General features: G+C 73.8%; 18 protein-coding genes. 8 read left to right on the top strand and 10 right to left on the bottom strand.

Going from position 1 to position 21,537, the window contains the following annotated elements:
- Positions 1–5: 5 nt before the first annotated feature.
- Positions 6–923 carry a metallophosphoesterase family protein gene (locus ACFYYW_RS22610; protein ID WP_387651107.1) on the bottom strand — a complete coding sequence of 306 codons (918 nt, stop codon included), beginning with the start codon at positions 921–923 and terminating at the stop codon, positions 6–8.
- A gap of 26 nt (positions 924–949) precedes the next feature.
- On the opposite strand from ACFYYW_RS22610, the gene ACFYYW_RS22605 reads away from it, so the two are divergent.
- Positions 950–1,786 carry an aldo/keto reductase gene (locus ACFYYW_RS22605; protein WP_387651104.1) on the top strand — a complete coding sequence of 279 codons (837 nt, stop codon included), beginning with the start codon at positions 950–952 and terminating at the stop codon, positions 1,784–1,786.
- A 43-nt stretch (positions 1,787–1,829) separates the two neighbouring features.
- Here the strand turns inward: ACFYYW_RS22605 and ACFYYW_RS22600 are convergent, their stop codons facing one another.
- Entirely contained in the window at positions 1,830–3,179 is a 1,350-nt protein-coding gene (locus tag ACFYYW_RS22600) for an amidohydrolase (RefSeq protein ID WP_387651101.1), read from the bottom strand.
- 185 nt (positions 3,180–3,364) lie between these two features.
- Here ACFYYW_RS22600 and ACFYYW_RS22595 point away from each other — a divergent pair, with 185 nt between their 5' ends.
- The 5 genes from ACFYYW_RS22595 to ACFYYW_RS22575 are packed head-to-tail and all read left to right on the top strand — an operon-like array spanning position 3,365 to position 8,808.
- On the top strand, positions 3,365–4,114 hold the full coding sequence (locus tag ACFYYW_RS22595) for an ABC transporter ATP-binding protein (RefSeq protein ID WP_387651099.1): 750 nt from the start codon (positions 3,365–3,367) through the stop codon (positions 4,112–4,114).
- The gene (locus tag ACFYYW_RS22590; protein ID WP_387651097.1) at positions 4,114–5,832 is read left to right on the top strand and encodes an ATP-binding cassette domain-containing protein; all 1,719 of its coding nucleotides are present in this window, start codon (positions 4,114–4,116) and stop codon (positions 5,830–5,832) included. The genes ACFYYW_RS22595 and ACFYYW_RS22590 overlap by 1 nt, the downstream gene beginning before the upstream one ends.
- Entirely contained in the window at positions 5,829–6,980 is a 1,152-nt protein-coding gene (locus ACFYYW_RS22585) for an ABC transporter substrate-binding protein (RefSeq protein ID WP_352327510.1), read from the top strand. Before ACFYYW_RS22590 ends, ACFYYW_RS22585 begins: the two co-directional genes overlap by 4 nt.
- Entirely contained in the window at positions 6,980–7,852 is an 873-nt protein-coding gene (locus ACFYYW_RS22580) for a branched-chain amino acid ABC transporter permease (RefSeq protein WP_352327509.1), read from the top strand. The genes ACFYYW_RS22585 and ACFYYW_RS22580 overlap by 1 nt, the downstream gene beginning before the upstream one ends.
- A complete protein-coding gene (locus tag ACFYYW_RS22575; RefSeq protein ID WP_387651093.1) occupies positions 7,849–8,808 on the top strand; it encodes an aldo/keto reductase in 960 nt (319 codons plus the stop codon). Before ACFYYW_RS22580 ends, ACFYYW_RS22575 begins: the two co-directional genes overlap by 4 nt.
- A 42-nt stretch (positions 8,809–8,850) precedes the next feature.
- Here ACFYYW_RS22575 and ACFYYW_RS22570 read toward each other — a convergent pair whose 3' ends face one another.
- On the bottom strand, positions 8,851–10,044 hold the full coding sequence (locus tag ACFYYW_RS22570) for a S8 family serine peptidase (RefSeq protein WP_387651090.1): 1,194 nt from the start codon (positions 10,042–10,044) through the stop codon (positions 8,851–8,853).
- Between the two features lie 37 nt (positions 10,045–10,081).
- Positions 10,082–11,326, bottom strand: a complete 1,245-nt coding sequence (locus ACFYYW_RS22565; protein WP_387651088.1) for an MFS transporter — start codon at positions 11,324–11,326, stop codon at positions 10,082–10,084.
- Between the two features lie 64 nt (positions 11,327–11,390).
- Here ACFYYW_RS22565 and ACFYYW_RS22560 point away from each other — a divergent pair, with 64 nt between their 5' ends.
- Positions 11,391–12,350 carry a LysR substrate-binding domain-containing protein gene (locus ACFYYW_RS22560; RefSeq protein ID WP_352330530.1) on the top strand — a complete coding sequence of 320 codons (960 nt, stop codon included), beginning with the start codon at positions 11,391–11,393 and terminating at the stop codon, positions 12,348–12,350.
- A 66-nt stretch (positions 12,351–12,416) separates the two neighbouring features.
- Positions 12,417–14,030: a benzoate-CoA ligase family protein gene (locus tag ACFYYW_RS22555; RefSeq protein ID WP_387651085.1), complete on the top strand. Its 1,614-nt coding sequence runs from the start codon at positions 12,417–12,419 to the stop codon at positions 14,028–14,030.
- 15 nt (positions 14,031–14,045) lie between these two features.
- On the opposite strand, the gene ACFYYW_RS22550 is transcribed toward ACFYYW_RS22555, so the two are convergent.
- The 6 genes from ACFYYW_RS22550 to ACFYYW_RS22525 all read right to left on the bottom strand — a co-directional run bounded on the left by ACFYYW_RS22550 (position 14,046) and on the right by ACFYYW_RS22525 (position 21,470).
- Positions 14,046–15,557, bottom strand: coding sequence for an acyl-CoA synthetase (locus tag ACFYYW_RS22550; RefSeq protein ID WP_364390516.1), 1,512 nt, complete (start codon positions 15,555–15,557; stop codon positions 14,046–14,048).
- A gap of 87 nt (positions 15,558–15,644) precedes the next feature.
- Entirely contained in the window at positions 15,645–17,804 is a 2,160-nt protein-coding gene (locus tag ACFYYW_RS22545) for a choice-of-anchor J domain-containing protein (RefSeq protein WP_387651083.1), read from the bottom strand.
- Between the two features lie 119 nt (positions 17,805–17,923).
- The gene (locus tag ACFYYW_RS22540; RefSeq protein WP_387651080.1) at positions 17,924–18,910 is read right to left on the bottom strand and encodes an LLM class flavin-dependent oxidoreductase; all 987 of its coding nucleotides are present in this window, start codon (positions 18,908–18,910) and stop codon (positions 17,924–17,926) included.
- Between the two features lie 14 nt (positions 18,911–18,924).
- A complete protein-coding gene (locus ACFYYW_RS22535; protein ID WP_387651078.1) occupies positions 18,925–19,683 on the bottom strand; it encodes an aminotransferase class IV in 759 nt (252 codons plus the stop codon).
- Positions 19,680–20,663, bottom strand: a complete 984-nt coding sequence (locus ACFYYW_RS22530) for an adenylate/guanylate cyclase domain-containing protein (RefSeq protein WP_358286184.1) — start codon at positions 20,661–20,663, stop codon at positions 19,680–19,682. The genes ACFYYW_RS22535 and ACFYYW_RS22530 overlap by 4 nt, the downstream gene beginning before the upstream one ends.
- 30 nt (positions 20,664–20,693) lie before the next feature.
- Positions 20,694–21,470: a FadR/GntR family transcriptional regulator gene (locus ACFYYW_RS22525; protein WP_387651074.1), complete on the bottom strand. Its 777-nt coding sequence runs from the start codon at positions 21,468–21,470 to the stop codon at positions 20,694–20,696.
- Positions 21,471–21,537 lie beyond the last annotated feature (67 nt).

Here is a 21,537-nt window from a genome sequence, read left to right as displayed (position 1 = left end):
GGCGCTCACACGTCGATCACGCGGGGCAGCGCCGGCGGGTTCGGCCGCGGCCGCCACTCGCGCGGGTAGCCGAGCGAGACCTCGATGAACGGCACGCCGTCGTGGTGGGTCAGCCGCGGGATGTGCAGGTGGCCGTACACGACGGCGGCGGCGTCGTATTCGCGGTGCCAGCGGGCGGTGCGCTCGGTGCCGCACCACTGCGCGAACTCCGGATGGGTGAGCACCCGCGTCGGCTCGCGGACCAGCGGATAGTGGTTGACCAGCACGGTCGGCAGCCCCGCGGGCCGGGCGGCCAGCCGCGCCTCGGTGTACTCGACCCGGGCCGCGCACCAGGCGTCCCTGCCGGGGTGGGGGTCGGGGTGGAGCATGACCTCGTCGGTGCAGACGATCCCCGCGTCGTAGGCCGTGCGCAGGGCCTCCTCCTTGGTCGTCGCGCCCTCCGGACGCCAGGTGTAGTCGTACAGGACGAACAGCGGCGCCACCGTGACCGGGCCGCGCGCCCCCTCCCACACCGGGTACGGGTCCTCCGGCGTGAGCACGCCGAGATCGCGGCAGAGCTCCACCAGGTACCGGTAGCGCTCCTCGCCGCGCAGCCGCACCGGGTCGCGGGCCGGCGTCCACAGCTCGTGGTTGCCGGGCGCCCAGACCACCCTCGCGAACCGGTCGGCCAGCAGCCGCAACGCCCAGCCGATGTCCGTCGTCAGCTCGCCGACGTCGCCCGCGACGAGCAGCCAGTCGCCGTCCGACCCGGGGCGCAGCTCCTCGACGAACGCGCGGTTGTCGGGATGGTGCACGTGCAGGTCGCTGACGGCGAGCAGGCGGGGAGCGGTGATCACGTCTCGGATCGTACGCCGCCCGCGCCGCGACGTGGCGCGCGGTCCGCCGCGCAGGTTGATCATCGTGGCGGCGGGTAGGTACGTCACCTGCCCGCACCAGGAAGAGGACCGCCATGACGACCGCGCCGACCCTCGTGCTCTCCGACGGCCGCGCCATGCCGCGCCTGGGCCTCGGCACCTGGCCGATGGACGACCGCCAGGCCCGCCAGGCCGTCGGCCACGCCCTCTCGCTCGGCTACCGGCTGATCGACACCGCCGCCAGCTACGGCAACGAGCGCGGCGTGGGCGCGGCGGTCGCCGAGTCGGACGTGCCGCGCGAGGAGCTGTTCGTCACCACGAAGCTGCGCGGCGCCCAGCACGGCTACGACCTGGCGCTGCGCGGATTCGAGGAGAGCCGGTCCCGCCTCGGCCTCGACTACGTCGACCTCTACCTCATCCACTGGCCGCTGCCCGGCCACGGGCTGTTCGTCGACACCTGGAAGGCGTTCGTCCGGCTGCGGGAGGAGGGGCTGGCCCGCTCGATCGGCGTCTCCAACTTCACCCCTGAGCAGATCGAGCGGGTGGTCGACGCGAGCGGCGTGTGGCCCGCGGTCAACCAGGTCGAGCTGCATCCTGGCTTCCCCCAGCCCGGCCTGCTCGCCTGGCTCACCGGGCACGGCGTGGCGACCGAGTCGTGGAGCCCGCTCGGCGCCGGCGGCAAGCTGCTCGACGACCCGGCCGTCACCGAGGTCGCCGCCGCGCACGACCGCACCCCCGCGCAGGTCGTGCTCCGCTGGCACGTGCAGCTCGGCGCGGTGCCGATCCCCAAGTCGGCCGACCCCGGGCGGATGCGCCACAACCTGGAGGTCTTCGACTTCGAGCTGTCGCCCGAGGAGATGGCGCGCATCTCGGCCCTGGGCGGCGGCGGCAGCCGCCTCGGCGGCGACCCTGACCACCACGTGGAGCTGTAAACCCCAAGAGTGCCCCCCCGACGCGCCCCCGCGAGCGGCCCCGTCAGCGTTCGTAGACGATCCTGCCGTCCACCATCGTCATCGCGACCGGCACCTCGGGCAGGTCGGCCGGGTGCGCGTCCAGCAGGCTGTCGTCGAGCACGCACAGGTCGGCGACCTTGCCCGGCTCCAGCGAGCCCTTCCACGACTCCGCGCCCTCCTGCCAGGCCGGGGTGCTGGTGTAGGCGCGCAGCGCCTGGTCCAGGGCGAGCCGCTGGTCGCGCGCGCCCTCGACGGCCCACCGGGTGGCGGCCGCGGCCACGCCGTGCCGCCAGTCGGGGGTGAGCATGGGGGCGTCGGAGCTGAGGCTGAGCCGTACGCCGGCGGCCAGCGCGTCCCGCACCGGCCAGGCGTGCCCGAGCGCGGCCTGGCCCAGGGCGTCGCGCAGCATGGGGGAGGCGGCGGCGGCGATGCCCGGCTGGGTGGTCAGGCCGATGCCGGCCGCGGCCATCGTCTTGAGGGTGTCCGGATGCAGGACGTCGCCGTGGACGAGGTAGTGGCGTCGCCCGGGGGCTCCGGCCAGGGCGCGCGTGACCGTCCTGGTCGCGCGGCTGCCGGTGGCGTGCACCGCGACCTGGTGCCCGGCCGCGGCGGCGGTCTCGATCATGGTCGTCAGGGCGGTCTCGCGTTCGTCCTCCGAGTCGCCCTCGACCAGCGGGGCGCCGTGCGTGCCGTCCTCGTACGGCTCGTCGCTCCAGGCCGTGCGCATCGGCGGGATGCCGTCGGCGAAGATCTTCACCCCGGTCACCTTGAACCAGCCCGGCACCTCGGCGGGCGGCGTCAGGTCGCGCAGCCCGGCGACCAGGTCGGGCAGTGAGCTGCGCCCGTCCACCTCGGCGAACAGCAGCAGCGCGCTCACCCGCGCCTTGAGCTCGCCCCGCGCGGCCATCCCGGCGTACTCGCGCAGGACCTCGACGCCGAAGCGCCCGCCGCCGTCGTGCTCGCACGGGCCGAGGCCGGGCTCGGTGTAGCTGGTGATGCCCAGGGAGGCCAGCAGGTCGCCGGCGCGCAGGATCGCCGCCCGCCGCTCCTCCTGCTTGCCCAGCCGGGAGTCGGGGACGAGGTCGGCCGTGCCGGTCAGCCGGTCCAGCAGGAGGTCGGGCCAGCGCAGGCCGAGCCACGCGCCGTGCAGGTGGCTGTCGTTGATGCCGGGCAGCACCGATCTGCCGCGCAGGCGCACGACCCGCGTCCCCGGGCCCACCATGGCCTGGACCTGCAGTGGAGTGCCGACCCTGACGATGCGTCCGTCCTTGATCGCGATGCCGGACGCGAGATGGCCGGCCGCGTTCATCGTGTGGACGACGCCGCCGGTCATGACCAGATCCGCCGACCTGTTGTCAGCCGCAGATTTCATATCCGCTCCGCTCTGGACACTCTCATTTCCATCCGCATAACGTACATGGAATCAGATACGATTTCGTGCCGGGAGGTGACGATGCCTCTACCTTTCGAGGCACGGCGCATCATCGATCGGGCCCCTCGCGGACCGGCGCACGCGCCGCCGGCCGCCGCGGCCGACGACCGCCGCCGGAGCCGCTGATGGGCGCTCCCGCGGACGACGTCCTCGACGTACGGGGCCTCAGCGTCTCCAGGGGAGAGGTGCCCGTCGTGCACGAGGTCAGCCTCGGCGTCGCGCCCGGCACGGTCACCGTGCTGCTCGGCGCGAACGGCGCCGGCAAGACCACCCTGCTCGACGGCATCGCGGGCCTGGCCCCCGCCGCCGCCGGCACGGTCGCCCTCGCAGGCACGCCGCTGACCGGCCTGCCCACCTACCGCCGCGCCCAGGCCGGACTCGGGTACGCCGAGCAGGCCCGCACCGTGTTCCGCACGCTCACGCTGGAGCAGAACCTGCTGGTCTCCGGCGACGGCGACCCGGCCATGGTCTACGACATCTTCCCCGAGCTGGACCGCAGGCGCACCCTGCCGGCCGCCAACCTGTCCGGCGGCGAGCAGCAGATGCTCGTCATCGGCCGGGCGCTGATCGCCGGGCCCAAGGTCGTCCTCATCGACGAGATGTCGCTCGGGCTCGCGCCGGTCGTGGTCCGCCGCCTGATGGGCTCGGTGCGGGAGCTGGCCGAGCGGGGCATCGGGGTGCTGCTCGTCGAGCAGTTCGCCAACCTGGCGCTGGAGATCGGCGCCCGCGCGTACGTGCTGCGCAAGGGCCGGGTGGTCTTCGAGGGCCCGTGCGAGGAGCTGCGCGGGGCGCAGGACCGGCTGCACAAGTTCTACTTCGGCGCCGTCACCGACGACGGCCTCGCCCGGGCGGCCGGCACGGAAGGCGGGAGCTGATGAACACGCTGCTGAAGACCTGGGGTCCGGGGCTGGGGCTGGCCGTCGCGGCGTGCGCGGTGCTGCCCTGGGTGCTGCCGCCGTACTGGATCTACCTGGCGGTCGCGGCCGTGGTCAGCGGCGTGCTCATGCAGAGCTACGGCGTGATCGTCGGGCGGGCCGGGGTCATGTCGTTGTGCCAGATGTCGTTCGCGGCGATCGGGGCCTGGGTGGTGCTGCGGCTGAACCTGGCCGACGCGCCCGGCGGCTTCCTGCTGTGGCTGGTGCTCGGCGGCCTGGCGGCCGTGCCGGTGGGCGTCGCGATCGGGCTGCCCGCGCTGCGCATCCGGGGCGTCAACCTGGCCGTCGTCACGCTCGGCTTCGCCGTCTCCACCGACATCGTGCTGAACGCCAACCAGTTCCCCGGCACGACCGAGCTGAAGACGCTCGTCCGGCCGGAGCCCTTCTCCTCCGACGCGGCGTACTTCGTGCTGGCCATGGCCGTGTTCGTGCTGATCGCGATCGGCCTGGCGCTGGTCAACCGGACCAGGATCGGGCGGTCGTGGCTGGAGCTGCGGCACTCCGAGCGGGCGGCGGCGGCGCACGGCATCTCCGTGGCCCGCAGCAAGCTCACGGCCTTCGCCATCAGCGCGTTCATCGCCGGCATCGGGGGCGGGCTGATGGCGGGGCAGCTCGGCCTCGTCGTCTCCGGCAATTTCGCGATGATGCAGTCGCTGGCGTTGTTCGCGGTCGCCGTGCTCATCGGGCCGCACAACACCGAGGGCGCCGTCCTGGGCGGCATCTTCGGCGCGGTCATGGCCACGGTCCTGGAGAAGCTGCGCCTGCCGCAGGACCTCGGCGGCATCCTGTTCGGCGTCATGGCGATCTTCGCCCTGCGCAGCGGGGTCAGCCAGACCGACTTCACCCGCGCCCGCCGGCGCGAACGGGCCGCCCGCCCCCTGCTGGAGGCCGCGTCCGCCGCGCCCGCCGCGGAGCCGGCCCCGGTTCCCCCGGCGGCGGGCGAGGGGAACGTGCTGGAGATCCGCGGGCTGAGCGTGCGGTTCGGCCAGGTCGTCGCCCTGGACGGGGTGGACCTGACCGTGCCCGCCCTCGGCGTCTCCGGCCTGATCGGCCCGAACGGCGCCGGCAAGTCCACGCTGATCTCCGCGGTCACCGGCTTCGCCGCCCGCTACGAGGGTTCCGTCGTGCTCGCCGGGCAGCCACTGGACCGGCTCAGCCCGAGCGTCAGGGCCCGGCGCGGGCTGCGCCGCACGTTCCAGACCACCGCCATCGCCCCGGAGCTGACGCAGGAGGAGTACCTGGCGATCGTCGCCGGGCGGCGCCTGCCCAGGCAGGAGACGGAGGAGGTGTTGCGCTTCTTCGGCTGCCCGCCCGGCGAGGTGCCGGTCTCGATCCTCGACGCGGGCACCAGAAGGCTGCTCGACGTCGCCGCCGCGATCGCCGCCAGGCCGAAGGTCGCGCTGCTCGACGAGCCGGCCGCCGGCCAGTCCGCCGCCGAGTCGCTGCGGCTCGGCCGCCGCCTGGCCCAGGTCCCGGCCCGCTTCGGCGTGTCGATCCTGCTGGTGGAGCACGACATGGATCTCGTACGAGCCGCCTGCGGCCAGGTCACGGTGCTGGACTTCGGGCACGTGATCGCCTCGGGTCCGACGCTCGACGTGTTGGACGCACCGGCCGTCAGGGCCGCCTACCTCGGCACCGTCTTGGAGGAGACATCGTGAAACGCGTACTCGTGGCCCTGCCCGTCCTCGGCCTGCTGACCGCTCTGACGGCCTGCTCGGGCGGCTCGGGCACCGACGGGCCCATCAAGGTCGGGGCCGTCAACGGCGTCACCGGCCTGTTCCAGACCCCCGAGGTGCCGCAGGCGGTCAAGGCCGTCTTCGAGGAGGTCAACAAGGCCGGCGGGATCAACGGCCGCAAGATCGAGCTGATCAGCAAGGACGACGCGATGAACCCGCAGCGCTCCACGGAGGCGGCGCGCGAGCTGATCGACTCCGAGGAGGTCGTGGCGTTCGTCGGCTCCTCCAGCGCCGTGGACTGCGGGCTCAACCGCGCCACCTACAGCAAGGCCCAGATCGTCTCGATCCCGGCCGTGGGCGTGGACCCGGCCTGCTTCACCAGCCCGAACATCGCGCCGGTCAACCCCGGCCCGTTCAAGCTGCTGACCGCGATGCTCTACTACGCCTCCGAGACGCTCAAGCACGACAAGGTGTGCCTGGCCTTCACCGTGCTGCCCGGCAGCGGCGGCGGCATCGACGCGGCCATCAAGGAGTGGAGCGACATCACCGGCAAGACGCTGACCGTCAAGGACACCTCGGTGGGGCAGGGAGACCCGACGCCGTACCTGGTCAAGCTCAAGAGCGGCGGCTGCCAGGCGGTCGTCTACAACGCCCAGGTCGGGCCCTGGTTCGCCCAGGCCAAGACCCAGGGCATGCAGGACGTCGACTTCATCCTCATGGCCAACGCCTACACCGACGCCAACGCCGCCCTCATCCCGGCCGGCATGAAGGCCCAGGCGGGCACCGAGTGGCAGCCGTACACCGACGAGACGCTGCCGGGCAACGAGCGGTGGGCGAAGATCGTCAACGACAACAAGATCCAGAAGACCGCGTTCAGCCAGGGCGGGGTGATGGCAGCCGACGTGTTCGTCCAGGTCCTCAAGACGATCAAGGGGGACATCACCCGGGAGTCGGTGACCAAGGCGTTCAAGTCGATGCAGCCCATCACCTACCCCATGGTCGGCACGCCCTGGGTGTTCGGCCCCGGCCAGACGCACAACCCCATCGAGGGCAGCCGCTTCGTCAAGGCCGAGAACGGCAAGTGGACGGTGCTGCCCGAGGGCTTCATCGTCCCGAAGCGGAACGGCTGATGCTCGACTCCGTGGTCGCGGGCCTGACCAGCGGCGGCGTGTACGCGCTGCTCGGGCTCTGCGTCGTCCTGACCTACCGGCTCGTCGCGGTGGTGAACTTCGCGATGGCGGCCGTGGGCGCGATGGGCGCCTTCGTCATGGTCACCCTCACCGACGCCGGCCTGGACGTCTGGCTCGCGCTCCCGCTCGGGGCGCTGGCCGGCGGCCTGGTCTCGGCGCTGCTCGGCCTCGGCCTGGTGCGCTGGTTCGGCGAGCACGACCTGCGCACGAAGGCGGCCGTCACCGTGGCGGTGTTCGTCGCGCTGATGTCGGTCGGGCTGCGGCTGTTCGGCAACAACACCAGCGGCGCGCGGCGCTTCCCGCAGCCGTTCGACGCGCCCGCCTTCACCGTGGGCGAGGTGGTCGTGCCGCAGGCGGTGCTGGTGTCGTTGTCGTTCGCGGTGCTCATCACGGTCGGCGTGGGGCTGCTGCTCGGGCGCACCCGGGTGGGGCTGCGGCTCCAGGCGCTGTCGGAACGACCGGCCACCGCGCAGGTCGTCGGCATCCCCGCGCCCCGGCTCGCGCTGGCCGTCTGGGTGGCGATCGGCGCGGTCAGCACCCTGGTCATCGTCCTGGTCGCGCCGCGGCTCGGCGGCGACTTCTCCACGCTGGGCAACCTGGTCACGACCGCGCTGGCGGTGGCCATGGTGGGGGCGTTCAGCAGCCTGTGGCTGACGCTGGCCGGCGGGCTGCTGCTGGGCTGCCTGGAAGGGGTGACGGCCTCGCTGGAGGCGGTCCAGCAGTACCGCGGGGTGCTGCCGTTCCTGGTGATGGTGGCGTTGTTGTGGTGGCGCAGCCGCCACCAGGTCTGGGACTCGGAGGCCAACGTATGACGGTCAAGGTCCCCCAGCGCCAGATCGGCGCGCACGGCCCCGAGGCGTCGGTGTTGTCGCTGGGGTCCTGGCACACCTACGACCGGATGGACTTCGGCGCGGCCGTCGAGCTGCTGCGGCACGCCGTCGAGATCGGCGTCAACCTGTTCGACGTGGGCGTCTACGGCCTGCCCGGGCAGCGGCCGGTCTTCACCGACGTGCTCTTCTCGGCCATGGTCAGGGCCGCCGGCCTGGCCCGCGAGGACTACCTGCTCTCGGTCAAGCTCTGGCTGGACGACTACCCCGGGCGTCCGCTGCGCGACCAGCTCGAACGCGCGCTGCTGCGGGCCGGCACCGACCACGCCGACCTGGCCGTGGTCGGCGACGTGCACCGGGACGACCTCGACCTGCGCCGGCTGGCCCGCGAGCTGGCCGCGCTGGAGGCCGAGGGGCTGCTCGGCTGCTGGGGCGTCAACAACTGGTCGGCCACCTCGATCCTGACCATCCGCAACCACGCCCGCGACCTCGGCTCGCCGGGGCCGCAACTGGCCCAGCTCAAGTACAACCCGTGCCGCCGCTCGATCCCGGAAGGGGTGCCGTTCTCCGAGGTGTTCGACGCCGGCGTCTCGCTGCAGGCCAGCGACGTGCTCGAAGGCGGGCTGCTGGCGGGGAAGGACAGGCCCGCCCGGCCGGTCTTCCCCGACCCCGGCGGCGTGCGCGCGCGGGCCGCGACGGCCGCCGCCGGGCTGGCCGAGGTGGCGGCCGGGCTGGACGCGACGCCCGCGCAGGTGTGCGTGGCGTTCTGCCTCACCCATCCGGCGGTGGCCAGCGTGCTGTTCGGCGTCACGAGCACGGCCCAGCTCGCCGACAACGCGGGCGCGCTCGCCCTGCTCGACCGGGTCGGCGCGGCCCGGCTGCGCGAGCTGGCCGCGCCGTTCTGGGCCGACGCCGACACGGTGGACCCCGAAGGCCCCTGACGGCCTCCCGGCCACCGCGGCCGGGAGACCGGCCGTGCCGGCTCAGCGGGGGGCCTGGACCAGCCCCGCCCCCAGGTCCGCGGTGTCGGCGTCCGGGACGAACACGTCCGTCGCGGCGGTCAGCAGCAACCGGCCGGTGACCGCCGCGGCCCGCGCGCGGTCGCTGCTCGCCCGCAGCTCCTGCCACCACAGCGCCGCCGCCCCGGCCACGTGCGGCGCGGCCATGCTGGTGCCGCTCTTGCTGGTCAGCCCGCCGCCGGTACGGGCCGAGACCACGTCCACGCCCGGCGCGCACACCTGCGGGAAGGTGTTGGAGAAGCGCGCGACCCCCAGCCGCCCGGACGGCAGCCGCTGCACCGCGCCCACGGCCATCATGCCCTCGGCGGCCGACGGCAGCTCCGGCCCGACCTCGAAGTCCGGCCGCAGCTCCCGGTGGCTGGCGTTCCCCGTGGCCGCGACGACGATCGTGCCGGCCCCGAACGCCGCCCTGGCCGCGATCATCCGCATCAGCGAGTCGTAGAGCCGCAACGTGGCCCGGTACGACTCCAGCGCGATCGACGTGGCCAGGAACTGCGGCAGCCCGCGCTCCTCCAGCTGGCGCATGGCGGCCGGGAAGTCGATGCCGAGCGACATGGTGATGACGTCGGCGTCGTTCCCCAGCGCCCAGAGCAGGCCCTTGACCGTCTCGGCGGTCGAGCCCTTGCCGTCGTCGCCGAGCACCTTGCCGATCAGCGCCCGTTCGACGCCGGGCGCGACGCCGATGCGCATGCCGTCGACCGGGCGGCCGAAGACGGTGCCGGCGCAGTGGGTGCCGTGGCCGACCTTGTCGCCCCGGCCGGACCCGGTGAAGTCCTCCTCCACCAGCGTCATCCCGGTGAAGGCCGGGTGCGTGGCGTCGATGCCGGTGTCGAGGACGGCGACCACCGTCCCCGCCCCCGTACGGCTGGAGGCGTCGGCGCCCAGCGCCCGCACCCCCCACGTGACCTGCGCGCCCGCCTCCGCCTCCGGCGGCGGGGCCTCGACGTCCTCGGGCGCGCCCGGGACGGTGGTCGGCATCGGCCGGGCGACCGCGGTCACCGACGGGTCCCGCGCGAGGTCGGCCACCTCGCGCTTGCCGAGCCCGGTGACCTCGACGTGCGGCTCGCTCGGCGGCTCGGCCACGGCGGCGGCCCGCTCGAACGGCGCGGCCATGCGGGTCCTGCTCAGATCACGCAACACGATGAACTGGTCGGCCATCGTCTTCCCCTCCCGGGAGTAGCCCACCCCTGTGATGTCAGGCGTACTCCTGCCGGGGTCGCCTGGCAACAGCCCGTGCTCGCCGGCCCGCGGCGAGCACGGCCACGATCGCCAGCAGCAGCCAGGCCGAGGTCAGGACGATCAGCCAGGTCCATCCGGCGTGGCCGTAGACGGCGCTGCCGGCCGTGCCGCCGGCGCCGCTGCCGAGGTAGTAGCACAGGGTGTAGATCCCGGCGGCGCGCCCGCGGGCGGCCGGCGGGGCCTGCGCGGCGACCCACGCGTTGGCCACGGCGTGCGCGGCGAAGAACCCGGCGGTCAGCACGGCGAACCCGGTCACGACCGCGGCCAGGGGGCCGAGCGCGGTCAGCGCCGAGCCGGCGGCCGTCACGGCCAGGGCGGCGACCAGGGCCGCCCGGCGTCCCAGGCGGTCGGCCAGCCGGCCGGCGGCGGCCGAGGAGGCGGTGCCGAGTGCGTAGGAGAGGAAGACCAGGGAGGCCGCGGCGGGGGAGAGGGACAGCGGGGGCGCGGACAGCCGGAAGGAGGCGGCGTTGTAGAGGGCGACGAACGCGCCGACGCCCAGCGCCCCCACCGTGTACGGCGCCAGCAGCGCCGTCCCGATCCGGCCGCCGCCCCCGGCCCGTGGGGCGCGTCCTGCGGACTCTGGGGCGGGCGCTGGGGTGGGCTCCGGGGTGGGCGGCGGGGCGGGCTCCGGGGTGGGCAGCGTGCGGGCCGCGTACGCCGAGCAGAGCAGCGACCCGCCGGCCACCACCAGCAGCGCGCCCCGCCACCCCCACGGCCCGGCGGCGAACCCGGCGCCCAGCCGGCCCAGCATCCCGCCCACCGAGTTCCCGGCGATCATCACGCCCACCGCCCCGGCCAGCCTCGTCGCCCCCACCAGATCGGCCAGGTAGGCCGCCCCGACCCCGGCGAACCCGGCGACCGCCACCCCCTGCGCCGCCCGCATCGCCACCAGCACGGGGAACGTCGGCGCCAGCGGCAGCGCCAGCCCGATCAGCGCCGAGGCCAGCACGGACCACACGATCATCCGCCGCCGCCCGACGACCTCCGCCAGCGCGGCCAGCGGCAGCACCGCCACCGCCAGCGCCGCCGTGGCCACGCCGACGGCCAGCGACGCGCCGCCGGGGTCGAGCCGGAAGTCGGCGGCCAGCTGCGGCAGGACGGGCTGCGGCGCGTACAGCAGGGCGAAGGAGGAGACGCCGGCCGCCGCCACGGCCGGACCGGCCCGCCGGGTGCCGACTCGTTGAGCTTCGATGACCGCCACGCCTGGAAACGCTAAGCAAGGCTAATAAATACGTCCAATGCGGAAATAGGCGATAATTCATGCTGTGGTGGATGAATACGAGCTCGTGGACGAGCGGCTGGCCGCCGGGCTGGCTCCCACGCTCGCCCTGCTGGCCGCCGTGGGGGAGACCGGGCACGTCACGCGGGCGGCCGAGCTGCTCGGCATGCCGCAGCCCACCGCCAGCCGCCGCCTGGCCGCGCTGGCCGACCTGGTCGGCGCGCCCCTCGTCGTCCCGTACGGGCGGGGCATCCGCCTGACCAGGGCCGGGCGCGTCCTGGCCGCCGCCTCCGGCCGGGCGCTGGCCACCATGGAGTCGGCCGCCCGCGAGGTGCGCGAGGAGATCGACCCCGGCAGCGGCCGGATCGTGCTCGGATTCCTGCACCTGCTGGGCCGCACGCTCGTCCCCTCGCTCATCCGGGGCTTCCGCGAGCACCACCCGGGCGTGCGGTTCAGCCTGGCGCAGGGCTCGCGCCAGGACATGCTGCGCGCGCTCGCCGAGGGCGAGATCGACCTGGTGTTCGTCGCGCCCCTGCCCGACGGCGACCCGGGTCTGGCCGGGCACCCGCTCGCCGACCAGGAGCTGGTGCTGTCCGTGCCGCCCGGTCACCGGTTCGCCGGACGCGCCCGGGTGCGGCCCGCCGAGCTGGCCGGGGAGGAACTGGTGACGCTCGAACACGGCTACGGCGTCCGCCAGATCACCGACGACCTGTGCGCGGCGGCCGGGTTCACGCCCAGGATCGCCTTCGAGGGGCAGGAGTCGGAGACCGTGCGCGGCCTGGTGGCGGCCGGGCTCGGCGTGGCCGTGCTGCCCCGTCTGACGCCCGCCGAGGGCGTCGTGCAGATCCCGCTGTCGCCCCCGGTGTTCCGGACGATCGGCGCGTGCTGGCCCGCCGGAGCCCGGCTCACGCCCGCCGTGCGCGCCTTCCTGGACCACGTGCGCTCCGGCGCGGCCGACGTCGGCCCGGGGTTGCGGCCCTGCCGACACCCGTCCTCGCAGAAGTAGTTGACGGCTCATCGATTCTCTATGGAGGATTCAGCTGCACACGCCCTTCTGCGGATGGGGACGACCATGCCTGCCGAGTCGTTCAACGCCGGCGTCCATCTCACCGACCGCCTGGTCGAGGCCGGGCACGGCGACCGCGTCGCCGTCGCCGGGCCGCTGGGCGCCATGACCTACGCCCAGCTCGCCACGCACGTCGCCGAGCTGGCCGGCGGGCTGCGGGTGATGGGCGTGCGGCCGGAGGAGCGCGTGCTGCTCGTCCTGCCCGACCGGCCCGAGACGCTGATCACGATCCTGGCCGTGCTGCGGATGGGCGCGGTCGCCGTCCCCGCGCCGGCCCTGTACGACGGGGCCGAGCTGGGCGCGCTGATCCGCGACTCCAGGGCGCGGGTCGTGGTCTCCGCGCCCGAGTTCGAGCCGGCCGTGCAGGAGGCGCTGCTGTCGGCGCCCGAGGTCGTGGCGCTCGTGCTCACCGACGCGAGCCAGGCCCCCGGCCACGTCGCGCGCATCGCCACCGCGACCGGAGCGGGCCCGGCGGCGGCGGTCGAGCCCGGCGTGCCGGTCTGCCTGTGGTCGGACGTGCTGGAGGCCGGCCGGGGCGCGACCGGCTCGTACGACACCTGGCCCGACTCGCCCGCGCTGTGGCTCTACACCGCCGGCACCACCGGCGCGCCCAAGGCGGCCATGCACCGCCACGGCGCGCTGCGCGACGTCCACGAGGGGTTCGGGCGGCAGGTGCTCGGCGTGCGCCCCGAGGACAGGTTCCTGTCGGCGGCCCGGCTGTCCTCCGCCAACGGGCTCGGCAACTCCCTGATCCTCCCGCTCGCCGCCGGCGCGACCACGATCCTCGACCCCGCCGCGCCCACCCCGGCCGGCGTGGCCGAACGCCTGCTGGCCGAGCGTCCCACCCTGTTCTTCGCCGGCCCGTCGTGCTACGCCGCGCTGCTGGCCGCCGAGGCCCCGAAGGACGCCTTCGCCTCCGTCCGCCTGGCCGTCTCCGCGGGCGAGGCGCTGCCCGCCGAGCTCCACCGCCGCTTCACCGGCCGCTTCGGCGTGGATCTCATCGACGGCCTGGGCTCGGCCGAGTCGCTGCACGTCTTCCTCTCCGGCCGTCCGGGCCGGGCCCGCCCCGCCGGCTCGGGCGCCGTCGTGCCCGGCTACGAGGTGCGCCTCCTGGACGACTCGGGCGCGCCCGTCCCCGACGGCGAGCCCGGCCACCTGTACGTGCGCGGCGACTCGATCGCCACCGGCTACTGGTGCCGCACCGCCGCCACCCGCCAGGCGTTCCAGGGCGAGTGGCTGCGCACCGGCGACACCTGCGCCCGCGACGCCGACGGCTCCTACCGCTTCCTGGGCCGCTCCGCCGACCTCATCAGGACGGGCGACGCCTGGACGTCACCCCTGGAGGCCGAGGCCCGGCTGCTGGAGCACCCCTCGGTCGCCGAGTGCGCGGTGGTCGCCCACGCCGGCGCTGACGGGCCGGAGCGGCCGGTCGCCTGCGTGGTGCCCAGGCCGGGCCGCCCGATCGACGCGGGCGAGCTGATCGCGTTCTGCCGCGCGGGCCTGGCCGCCGCCCGGTGCCCGCACGAGGTGCTGGTCCTGGACGAGCTGCCGAGGACGGCGACGGGCACGATCCAGCGCGCGGTGCTCCGGCAACTGGCCGCCGACCTGCTCGGCAAGTGACCGGACGCCGGGGGCTCAGAAGGCGTCGCGCAGCTCGCGCTTGAGCACCTTGCCCGAGGCGTTCTTCGGCAGCGCGTCCACGAACACCACGTTCTTGGGCGTCTTGAAGGCGGCCAGCCGCTCGCGCAGGAACGCGTTGAGCTCGGCGGCGGTCAGCCCCGCGCCCTCGCGCAGCACCACGGCGGCCGTCACGGCCTCGATCCACCGCTCGTCCGGGACGCCGAACACGGCCGCCTCGGCGACCGCGGGATGCTGGTAGATGACCTCCTCCACCTCGCGGCTCGCCACGTTCTCGCCGCCGGACTTGATCATGTCCTTCTTCCGGTCGACCACCGACAGGTAGCCGTCGGCGTCCATGACGCCGAGGTCGCCGCTGTGGAACCAGCCGCCGCGGAACGCCTCGGCGGTCTTGTCCGGGTCGTTCCAGTAGCCGAGCATGGCGTGCGGGCTGCGGTGGACGATCTCGCCGACCACGCCCGGCGCGACCGGCCGGTCCTCGTCGTCGACGATCCTGGTCTCGACGTTGAGCGCGGGCCGCCCGGCCGAGCCCAGCCGGGTCAGCTGCTCCTCGGGGCGCAGGATGGTGGCCAGCGGCGCCATCTCCGTCTGGCCGTAGAAGTTGAACAGGCGCACGTCCGGCAGCCGGGCCGAGATCTCCTTCAGCACCTCGACCGGCATGATCGAGGCGCCGTAGTAGCCCTTGCGCAGCGAGGACAGGTCACGGCGGTCGAAGTCGGGGTGGCGCAGCAGGGCGATCCAGACCGTGGGCGGGCAGAACAGCTTGGTCGCGCGTTCGCCCTCGATGGTGGCCAGGATCGAGGCCGGGTCGGCGCCCGGCAGGATCAGGTTGGTGGCGCCCAGATAGATGCCGGGCGTCAGGAAGCAGTGGAGCTGGGCGCAGTGGTAGAGGGGCAGCGCGTGCACCTCGACGTCGTCGGAGCTCATCTCGCCGTCGACGACGCAGCTCACGTACTGGGCCAGCAGGCTGCCGCTGGACAGCGTGGCGCCCTTGGGCCGGGACTCGGTGCCGCTGGTGTACATGAGCTGGATCGGGTCGTCGGCGGCGATCTCCACCTGCGGCTCGGCGTCGTCGCCGCGCCAGGTGGAGAAGGACTCCCAGCCCTCGGCCGCGCCGATCACGCCGCGCACCCGGACCGCGGGCCCGGCCGCGGCCTCGGCCACCGGCAGCAGCGCCTCCTCCGCCAGCATCCCGGTCGCCCCGGAGTGCTCCAGGATGTAGGCCACCTCGCGCGGCCCGAGCATGAAGTTGATCGGCACGGAGATCGCGCCCAGCCGGGCCAGCGCGAAGTAGGCCACCACGAACGCGTGGTTGTTATGGCTGAACAGGGCGAACCGGTCGCCCTTGGCCACGCCCCGCGCCGCCAGCGCGTTGGCCGTGCGGTTGACCTCCAGGTCGAGATCGGCGTAGCTCTGCCGCACGTTGCCGTAGATCACGGCGGTCTTGGCGGGGAACCTGGCGGCCGAGCGCCGCAGGAGGTCGCCGATCGTGTGCTGGCGCGTGGTCATGCTGGGCACCCCCATGCCGAATGATGTTCGGCGATCGTACCCGACGAAGGAGGCGCCCGCCGACCCCCGGCGGGCGCCTCCTCGGGCTCACCCCGGCTGGGTGACGCCGTTGACCTTCAGCGTGTACGGCGCGTACTGCTGGACCTGCTCGGTCGGCTCGTCATAGGCCACGATCGCGACCACCGACGGGAAGACCGCGAACGGCGCGAGCTGCAGCCGGTTGAGGCTGATCGAGCCCTTGCCGTCGAACTGGGCCTGCAGCACCACCGAGTGCTTCTCGTCCAGGCCGACCAGACGCACGTTCCAGTTGCTGACCGGCGTCGGGGAGATCTCGGTCGGGGAGTCGAACGGCTCCAGGCTGGCGCCGTCGCTCACCGCCGTCGCGCCCACCGTGACGTCGTCGATCTTCCAGCCGCCCTCGTTGACCCCGCCGTCGCTGACGTACTGGAAGCCGACGAGGATCTCCTTGCCCGCGTAGGCGGACAGGCTGTAGCTGTGCGGCTGGAAGCCGGTGGTGGTGCCGTTGACGGCCGGGCCGAGCGGGCCGGCCACCGTCTTGTCACCGGGGATCGCGGTGTAGGTCTTGCCGCCGTCGGCGGAGACGATCACGTAGCCGTAGTCGAAGCCGGACTCCGCGCCGTACTTGGCGAGGAAGCGCAGCGTCGGGTCGGCGGCCGGGACCGTCACCTTGGTCACCGCGGCGACGTTGAGGTTGCTGGCGTTGCCCGACCACAGCACCGGGTTGCCCGCGCGGTCGGGGTCGTCGGAGACGACGGTCCAGGCCAGCGGGATCGGCGGCAGCGTCTTGGCGCCCTGGAAGGACAGCGAGGTCGGCGCCGCGCCGCCCGGCTTGCGGATCTGCACGTAGTCGGCGCCGTTCGGAGCCGCCCCCGGGGTGTTGTACGCGGCCGGGTTGGCGAGGTTGACCGTGGAGTTCAGGCTCGCGGTCGTCACCCGCTTCTTCGGCACGCCCAGCACCACGCCGCGGCTGCCGACGACCTTGTCCACCAGCACCATCGTCTGGTAGTCGTGCAGCACCTGGTACAGGTCCGTGCTGCCGAGCGCCGCCTTCACGCTGGCCAGGCCCTGCAGGGAGCCGTCACGGTGCAGCTTGGACAGGAAGTCCGCGCCGTACCGGTCGTACAGGAACAGCATGAACGAGTAGGCGTTGCCGTAGTCGGCCAGCACCGCGTCCGGGTTGCCGCCGTCGCCCCACAGGTTGAGCGAGTTCTGCGGGCCGCCGCAGTTGCGCGGGTTCGGGTTGTACGGCGTCTGGACGATGCCGAAGCCCTGGAAGCAGTTGATGTGGTTGTCGAAGCCCTTCTCGAACACCGTCGCCTTGGGGTTGCCGTAACCCGTCACCGAGATGGCGAAGTCCGACAGGCCCTCGTTCATCCAGGTGGTCTCCAGCGGGTCGGTGTAGTAGTGCAGCAGGTGCTGCCACTCGTGGGCGAAGACGCCCTCGTACTGGAAGGGCCGGGCCGAGCGCGAGGTGCACACGTCGGAGGTCGGGTTGTCCGGCGGGTTCGCGCCGGTCCTGTGCAGCCAGTCGAACGCGTCGATCGTCATCACGTTGCGGTCGAGCAGCTCGTTGTACTGGGAGGAGAAGAAGCCCGCGATGTACGTGGTCGCGGCCGGGAAGGTGTAGTAGTTGTCGTCCCGGACGTTGTCGATCAGCGTCACCGTGCGGTCGCCGGCGCCGGTGTAGACGCCGCCGTTGCCGTTGGCGTCGGGGCCGAGCACGGCGTTCGTGCCGTCCCGGTCCGGCGGCGTGCTGAAGGTCGCGGTCTCCTTCGGGAACATGTTCGTGTCGAACTGCTGCACCAGGTTCGTGACCTGGGCGTCGGTGATCTCCGTCGTCCCGGGCACCTGCATCCGGCAGTCGCCGGCCGGGAAGGCCAGGTCGTTGGCGACCCAGACCTCGATCTTGTCGCCGACGCCGCGCAGCGTGTAGTCCTTGCGGTACAGGCGGCCGTTGTAGTCGTCCGTGGCCAGCCACTGCCGTACGGTGCCGACCGGCGGCGTCTCGGCGGCGGCCTTGGCCGTGGCCTTGCGGGCCTCGTATTTCGCGGGGACCTTGACGGGCTTGCCGTCGAGGGTGAAGTCCTTGCGGGTGAGCTCCTTGACGTCGCTCGGCGGCGCAGCCGTGGCGGCCGCCTGCGGGGACTCGGCCGACGCGGGTATCGCGGTCAGCGTGGGCAGTAAGAGAAGTGCGGCAGCGATTCCGATGATTCGGGTGCGCGCCATTGAACCCCCTAGGTATGGGTGTTGCCCGGATGGAACAGGGGTGACATCCGGTAATTACCGGAACCGAATTAGCGCGCGCAATGGGGGCATTTGCCAACAAAATGCGGTGGAATTGGCGATCAAACCAGAACGGCCAGCCGCCGGTACGACTCCAGCCGCCGTTCCAGGTCGTAGGTGTTCATCGTGACCAGCACCTCGTCGGCGCCGGTGGCCTCAACCAGCGAGCCCAGCGCGACCGCCACCTCCGGCGCGGTGCCGTGGATCTGGCCCTTCAGCGCCTCGGCCAGCAGCGCCCGCTCCCGCCCGGTCAGCTCCAGCCGGGCGATCTCCTCGGCCGGCACCAGCGGCGGGAACGCGCCGCTGGTGCGCGAGCGCGCCGTGGACCACGCCTCGGGCAGCTGGAGTTGCGCCGCCTCCTCGCGCGTCGCCCCGACCGCGACGCTGACCGCCGCCATCACGTACGGCCGCGCCGCCCACTCCGAGGGCCGGAACCCCGCCCGGTAGCGCGCCGCCGCCTCCACCGCCCGCGGCCCGGCCCCGATCACCATGGGCAGCCCGAGCTCCGCCGCGAGCTCCGCCCCCGCCCCCATGGCCAGCACGAACACCTGCGGGCGCAGCCCCTCGGCCGGGACGGCGTGCACGCCCGGATACGCCCGCTGCCCGCCGGTGAAGTACCCCAGCAACTCGCCGACCTGGTCGCCGAACCCGTCCGCGGCCTCCTTGCCCTGGCCGAGCGCCCGCCGGACGCCGCCGGTGAACCCCACCGACCGCCCGAGCCCCATGTCGATCCGCCCGGGATGGAGCGACTCCAGCACCCCGAACTGCTCGGCCACCACCAGCGGCCGGTGGTTGGGCAACATCACGCCGCCGGTGCCCACCCGGATCCAGCCGGTCGCCGCCGCGACGGCCGCGGCCAGCACGGTCGGCGCCGCCCCCGCCACGCCGGGCACGCTGTGGTGCTCGGCCACCCAGAACCGGTGGTAGCCCAGCTCCTCGGCCTGCCGGGCGAACGCGACGGTGTCCCGCAGCGCGGTGGCCGCGTCGGAGCCCCGGCGCAGGAGCGAACGGTCGAGAATCGAGTACAGGGTCACGCCTGCGTGCAACACCGCACGCCCCGGGATCAATCCAGCGGGTCCCACGGGACGGCGTCGTAGCAGGCGAGCAGCCGGGCCAGCGTGGGGCCGTCCTGGCGCAGCGGGACGCCGTCGACCTCGCCGACCGGCACCACGCCGTGGGAGTTGCACAGGAACACCAGGTCGAAGCCCGGCAGGTCGGCGACCCGCAGCGGGCGGCGCTCCTGGGGCATGTCGATGCCCTCCAGCAGGCCCATGGCGGTGCCGCGCAGCATCGGCGCGTCCGGCCACACCAGGCGGCCGCCGGACCAGCAGCCGACGTTCGTGATCGCGCCCTCGCTGATCAGGCCGCCGGCGGTGGTCAGCAGCGCCTCGTCGAAGCCCAGGGGCGCGACGGTCCGCCGCAGGTGCGCCTGGGCGAACCCGGCCGCCTTCTTGATGTGCGGCAGGTAACGCTGGTAGACGACCGCCGTGACACGCTGCGGGCGGGCGGAGACCTCGGTGGGCGGGGCGGCGGTGGCCACGACGCGCGGGCGGCCGTCGTGCTCGACGACGTAGACCCGCACGCCCGCGTCGCGCAGGTCGTCGCCGAGCACCGCCCTGATCGAGCCGAGCACGGCCGCCGGGTCGAGCCGGGCGCCGAACAGCTCCAGGTTGGCCGCCGCCAGCCGCTCCAGGTGCAGGGCCAGGCCGCGGGTGCGCCGGTCTCTGACCTGCATGGCGGTGAAGTGCCCGTAGCGGGCCTCCAGCGCGAAGCGCGCGTCGGCGTCCACCGGCCTGCCCTCGACCACCGCTCGTACGATCATGCGTCCAGCATGTCCTGTCCACCGGCCCCCGCGCGCATGATCGTGAAGGGCGCCAGCTCGCCGAGCCCGCGCACCGACAGCCGGTCGACCGCGCGCAGCAGGAACGCCCGGTCGCCCTCCAGCTCCTCGGCCATCTCGGGGTCGGCCAGGATCGTTCCCGGCAGGGAGAGCGCGGTGAGCCGGCTGGCCAGGTTGACGGTGGTGCCGAACACGTCGCCCATGCGCCAGATCACCGGCCCGGCGGCCAGGCCCACCCGCAGCTCGGGCATGTCCCGGCCGCGATGGGTCTCCACCAGGCGCAGCGCGATCTCGGCCGCCACGTGCGACTTGTCGGCCACGAACAGCACCGAGTCGCCGAGCGTCTTGACCACCCGCCCGCCCGAGGACGTCACGACGTCGGCCGAGCGACCCTCGAACCTGTCGACCAGCCGGGCCAGCTCGGTCGCCGTGATCTGCCGGCTGAGCCGGGTGAAGGCCACCAGGTCGGCGAACCCCACCGCCATGCGCACGGCGCTCATGTCCTGGTCGGCCAGCCGGCCGGCGGCGGCGGCGAGCTGCCGCTGCCAGGCGTAGACCAGCAGCCGGGCCAGGTCGGGCACCACCCGCTCGGCCCGCCGCCGCCAGGCCCGCGGGCGTTCGGCCAGCGGCACGCCGGCCTGGTCGAGCGCCTCGGCGCCCAGCTCGGCCTGCGACTCGGCGAGCCGGGCCGTCGCCCGCCCGATCGAGCGGGCCATCAGCAGCATGTGCTCCTCGTCGTAGGCGCCGGAGCTGACCATCGAGAGCATGGTGCGCAGCGCCTCGACGTCGGAGTCGGTGAACTCGACCGCGTCGTCGGCCACGTTGGCGAACCCCAGCGCCCGCCACAACCGGCGCGCCCGGTAGACCGGGACCCCGGCCATGTGGGCCACCTGGTGGCTGGTGTAGCGGCGCGGCGCGCGCAGGAACGCCTCCGCCACCCCGTCCCCGTCCTCGCGTGACACGCGTGCAACATAACACCCCTGTGGCGGGCGTCACTCCAGGAGGGCGCGCAGGGCGGGCCGCTCGGCGTCGGGCAGGTGGACGGCGTAGTAGTCGTACATGGACCGGCGCAGCAGGCGCGCGGCCGAGGCCCCGTCGCCGGCCCGCACGGCGGCCAGCACCTCCTCGTGGTGCCGGATGCTGCGCCGCATCAGCGACTCGCGGTCGGGCGCGTCGGCGATCTTCCCGGCGATCAGCCCCAGCACGACCGAGCGGACCACGTCGGTGCAGACCCGGATCAGCGTGTTGCCGCTGGCCGCCACGATGACGTCGTGGAAGGCCACGTCGGCCGCGCTGAAGGCGTCGTGGTCGGAGACGTCGTGGTCGGAGGCGGCGGCTGAGGCGGCGGCGGCGCGCATGCCCGCGATGGCCGCCTCCATCTCGGCGAGCTGCTCCTCGGTGCGCAGCCGCGCGGCCAGCAGCACGGCCGAGGAGTCGAGCACCATCCTGAACTGCACCAGCTCGGCCAGCGACAGCTCGGCCACCCGCGCCAGCGTGGTCATCGACTTGTGTAAGGCGGCGGGGGAGAACGGCAGCACCTCCGCGCCGTTGGGATCGCCCGGCCGGGACCGCACCAGGCCGCGCGCCTGCAGCACGCGCAGCGCCTCCCGCACCGTGGAGCGCCCGACCGAGAACTGCACCATCAGCTCACGCTCGCTCGGCAGCCGCGCCCCCGGGCCGAGAGCCCCGCTCTCGATGGCCTCCTCGACCTGTTCCACGACCCGCTCGTAAGCGCGTACGGCCCGCACCGGCTCGAACCGTGCACCCATGGGAAGCCCCCTTGACCCGAGCCGTCACGGACTGGCAATGTGCGTAGCCTACTGGTCAGACCAGTGC

The organism is Nonomuraea sp. NPDC001831 (genome assembly GCF_042892035.1).
Taxonomy (GTDB): Bacteria; Actinomycetota; Actinomycetes; order Streptosporangiales; family Streptosporangiaceae; genus Nonomuraea.
Note: the sequence above shows the minus strand (reverse complement) of the source record. Positions and strands in the feature narration are given on the sequence as shown.

Bases quoted from the DNA above. Each gene is read 5' to 3' on its own strand.
- ACFYYW_RS22605 (WP_387651104.1), top strand. From the start codon at position 950: ATGACGACCGCGCCGACCCTCGTGCTCTCCGACGGCCGCGCCATGCCG.
- ACFYYW_RS22600 (WP_387651101.1), bottom strand. From the start codon at position 3,179: ATGAAATCTGCGGCTGACAACAGGTCGGCGGATCTGGTCATGACCGGC.
- ACFYYW_RS22595 (WP_387651099.1), top strand. From the start codon at position 3,365: ATGGGCGCTCCCGCGGACGACGTCCTCGACGTACGGGGCCTCAGCGTC.
- ACFYYW_RS22590 (WP_387651097.1), top strand. From the start codon at position 4,114: ATGAACACGCTGCTGAAGACCTGGGGTCCGGGGCTGGGGCTGGCCGTC.
- ACFYYW_RS22580 (WP_352327509.1), top strand. From the start codon at position 6,980: ATGCTCGACTCCGTGGTCGCGGGCCTGACCAGCGGCGGCGTGTACGCG.
- ACFYYW_RS22575 (WP_387651093.1), top strand. From the start codon at position 7,849: ATGACGGTCAAGGTCCCCCAGCGCCAGATCGGCGCGCACGGCCCCGAG.
- ACFYYW_RS22570 (WP_387651090.1), bottom strand. From the start codon at position 10,044: ATGGCCGACCAGTTCATCGTGTTGCGTGATCTGAGCAGGACCCGCATG.
- ACFYYW_RS22555 (WP_387651085.1), top strand. From the start codon at position 12,417: ATGCCTGCCGAGTCGTTCAACGCCGGCGTCCATCTCACCGACCGCCTG.
- ACFYYW_RS22550 (WP_364390516.1), bottom strand. From the start codon at position 15,557: ATGACCACGCGCCAGCACACGATCGGCGACCTCCTGCGGCGCTCGGCC.
- ACFYYW_RS22545 (WP_387651083.1), bottom strand. From the start codon at position 17,804: ATGGCGCGCACCCGAATCATCGGAATCGCTGCCGCACTTCTCTTACTG.
- ACFYYW_RS22535 (WP_387651078.1), bottom strand. From the start codon at position 19,683: ATGATCGTACGAGCGGTGGTCGAGGGCAGGCCGGTGGACGCCGACGCG.
- ACFYYW_RS22525 (WP_387651074.1), bottom strand. From the start codon at position 21,470: ATGGGTGCACGGTTCGAGCCGGTGCGGGCCGTACGCGCTTACGAGCGG.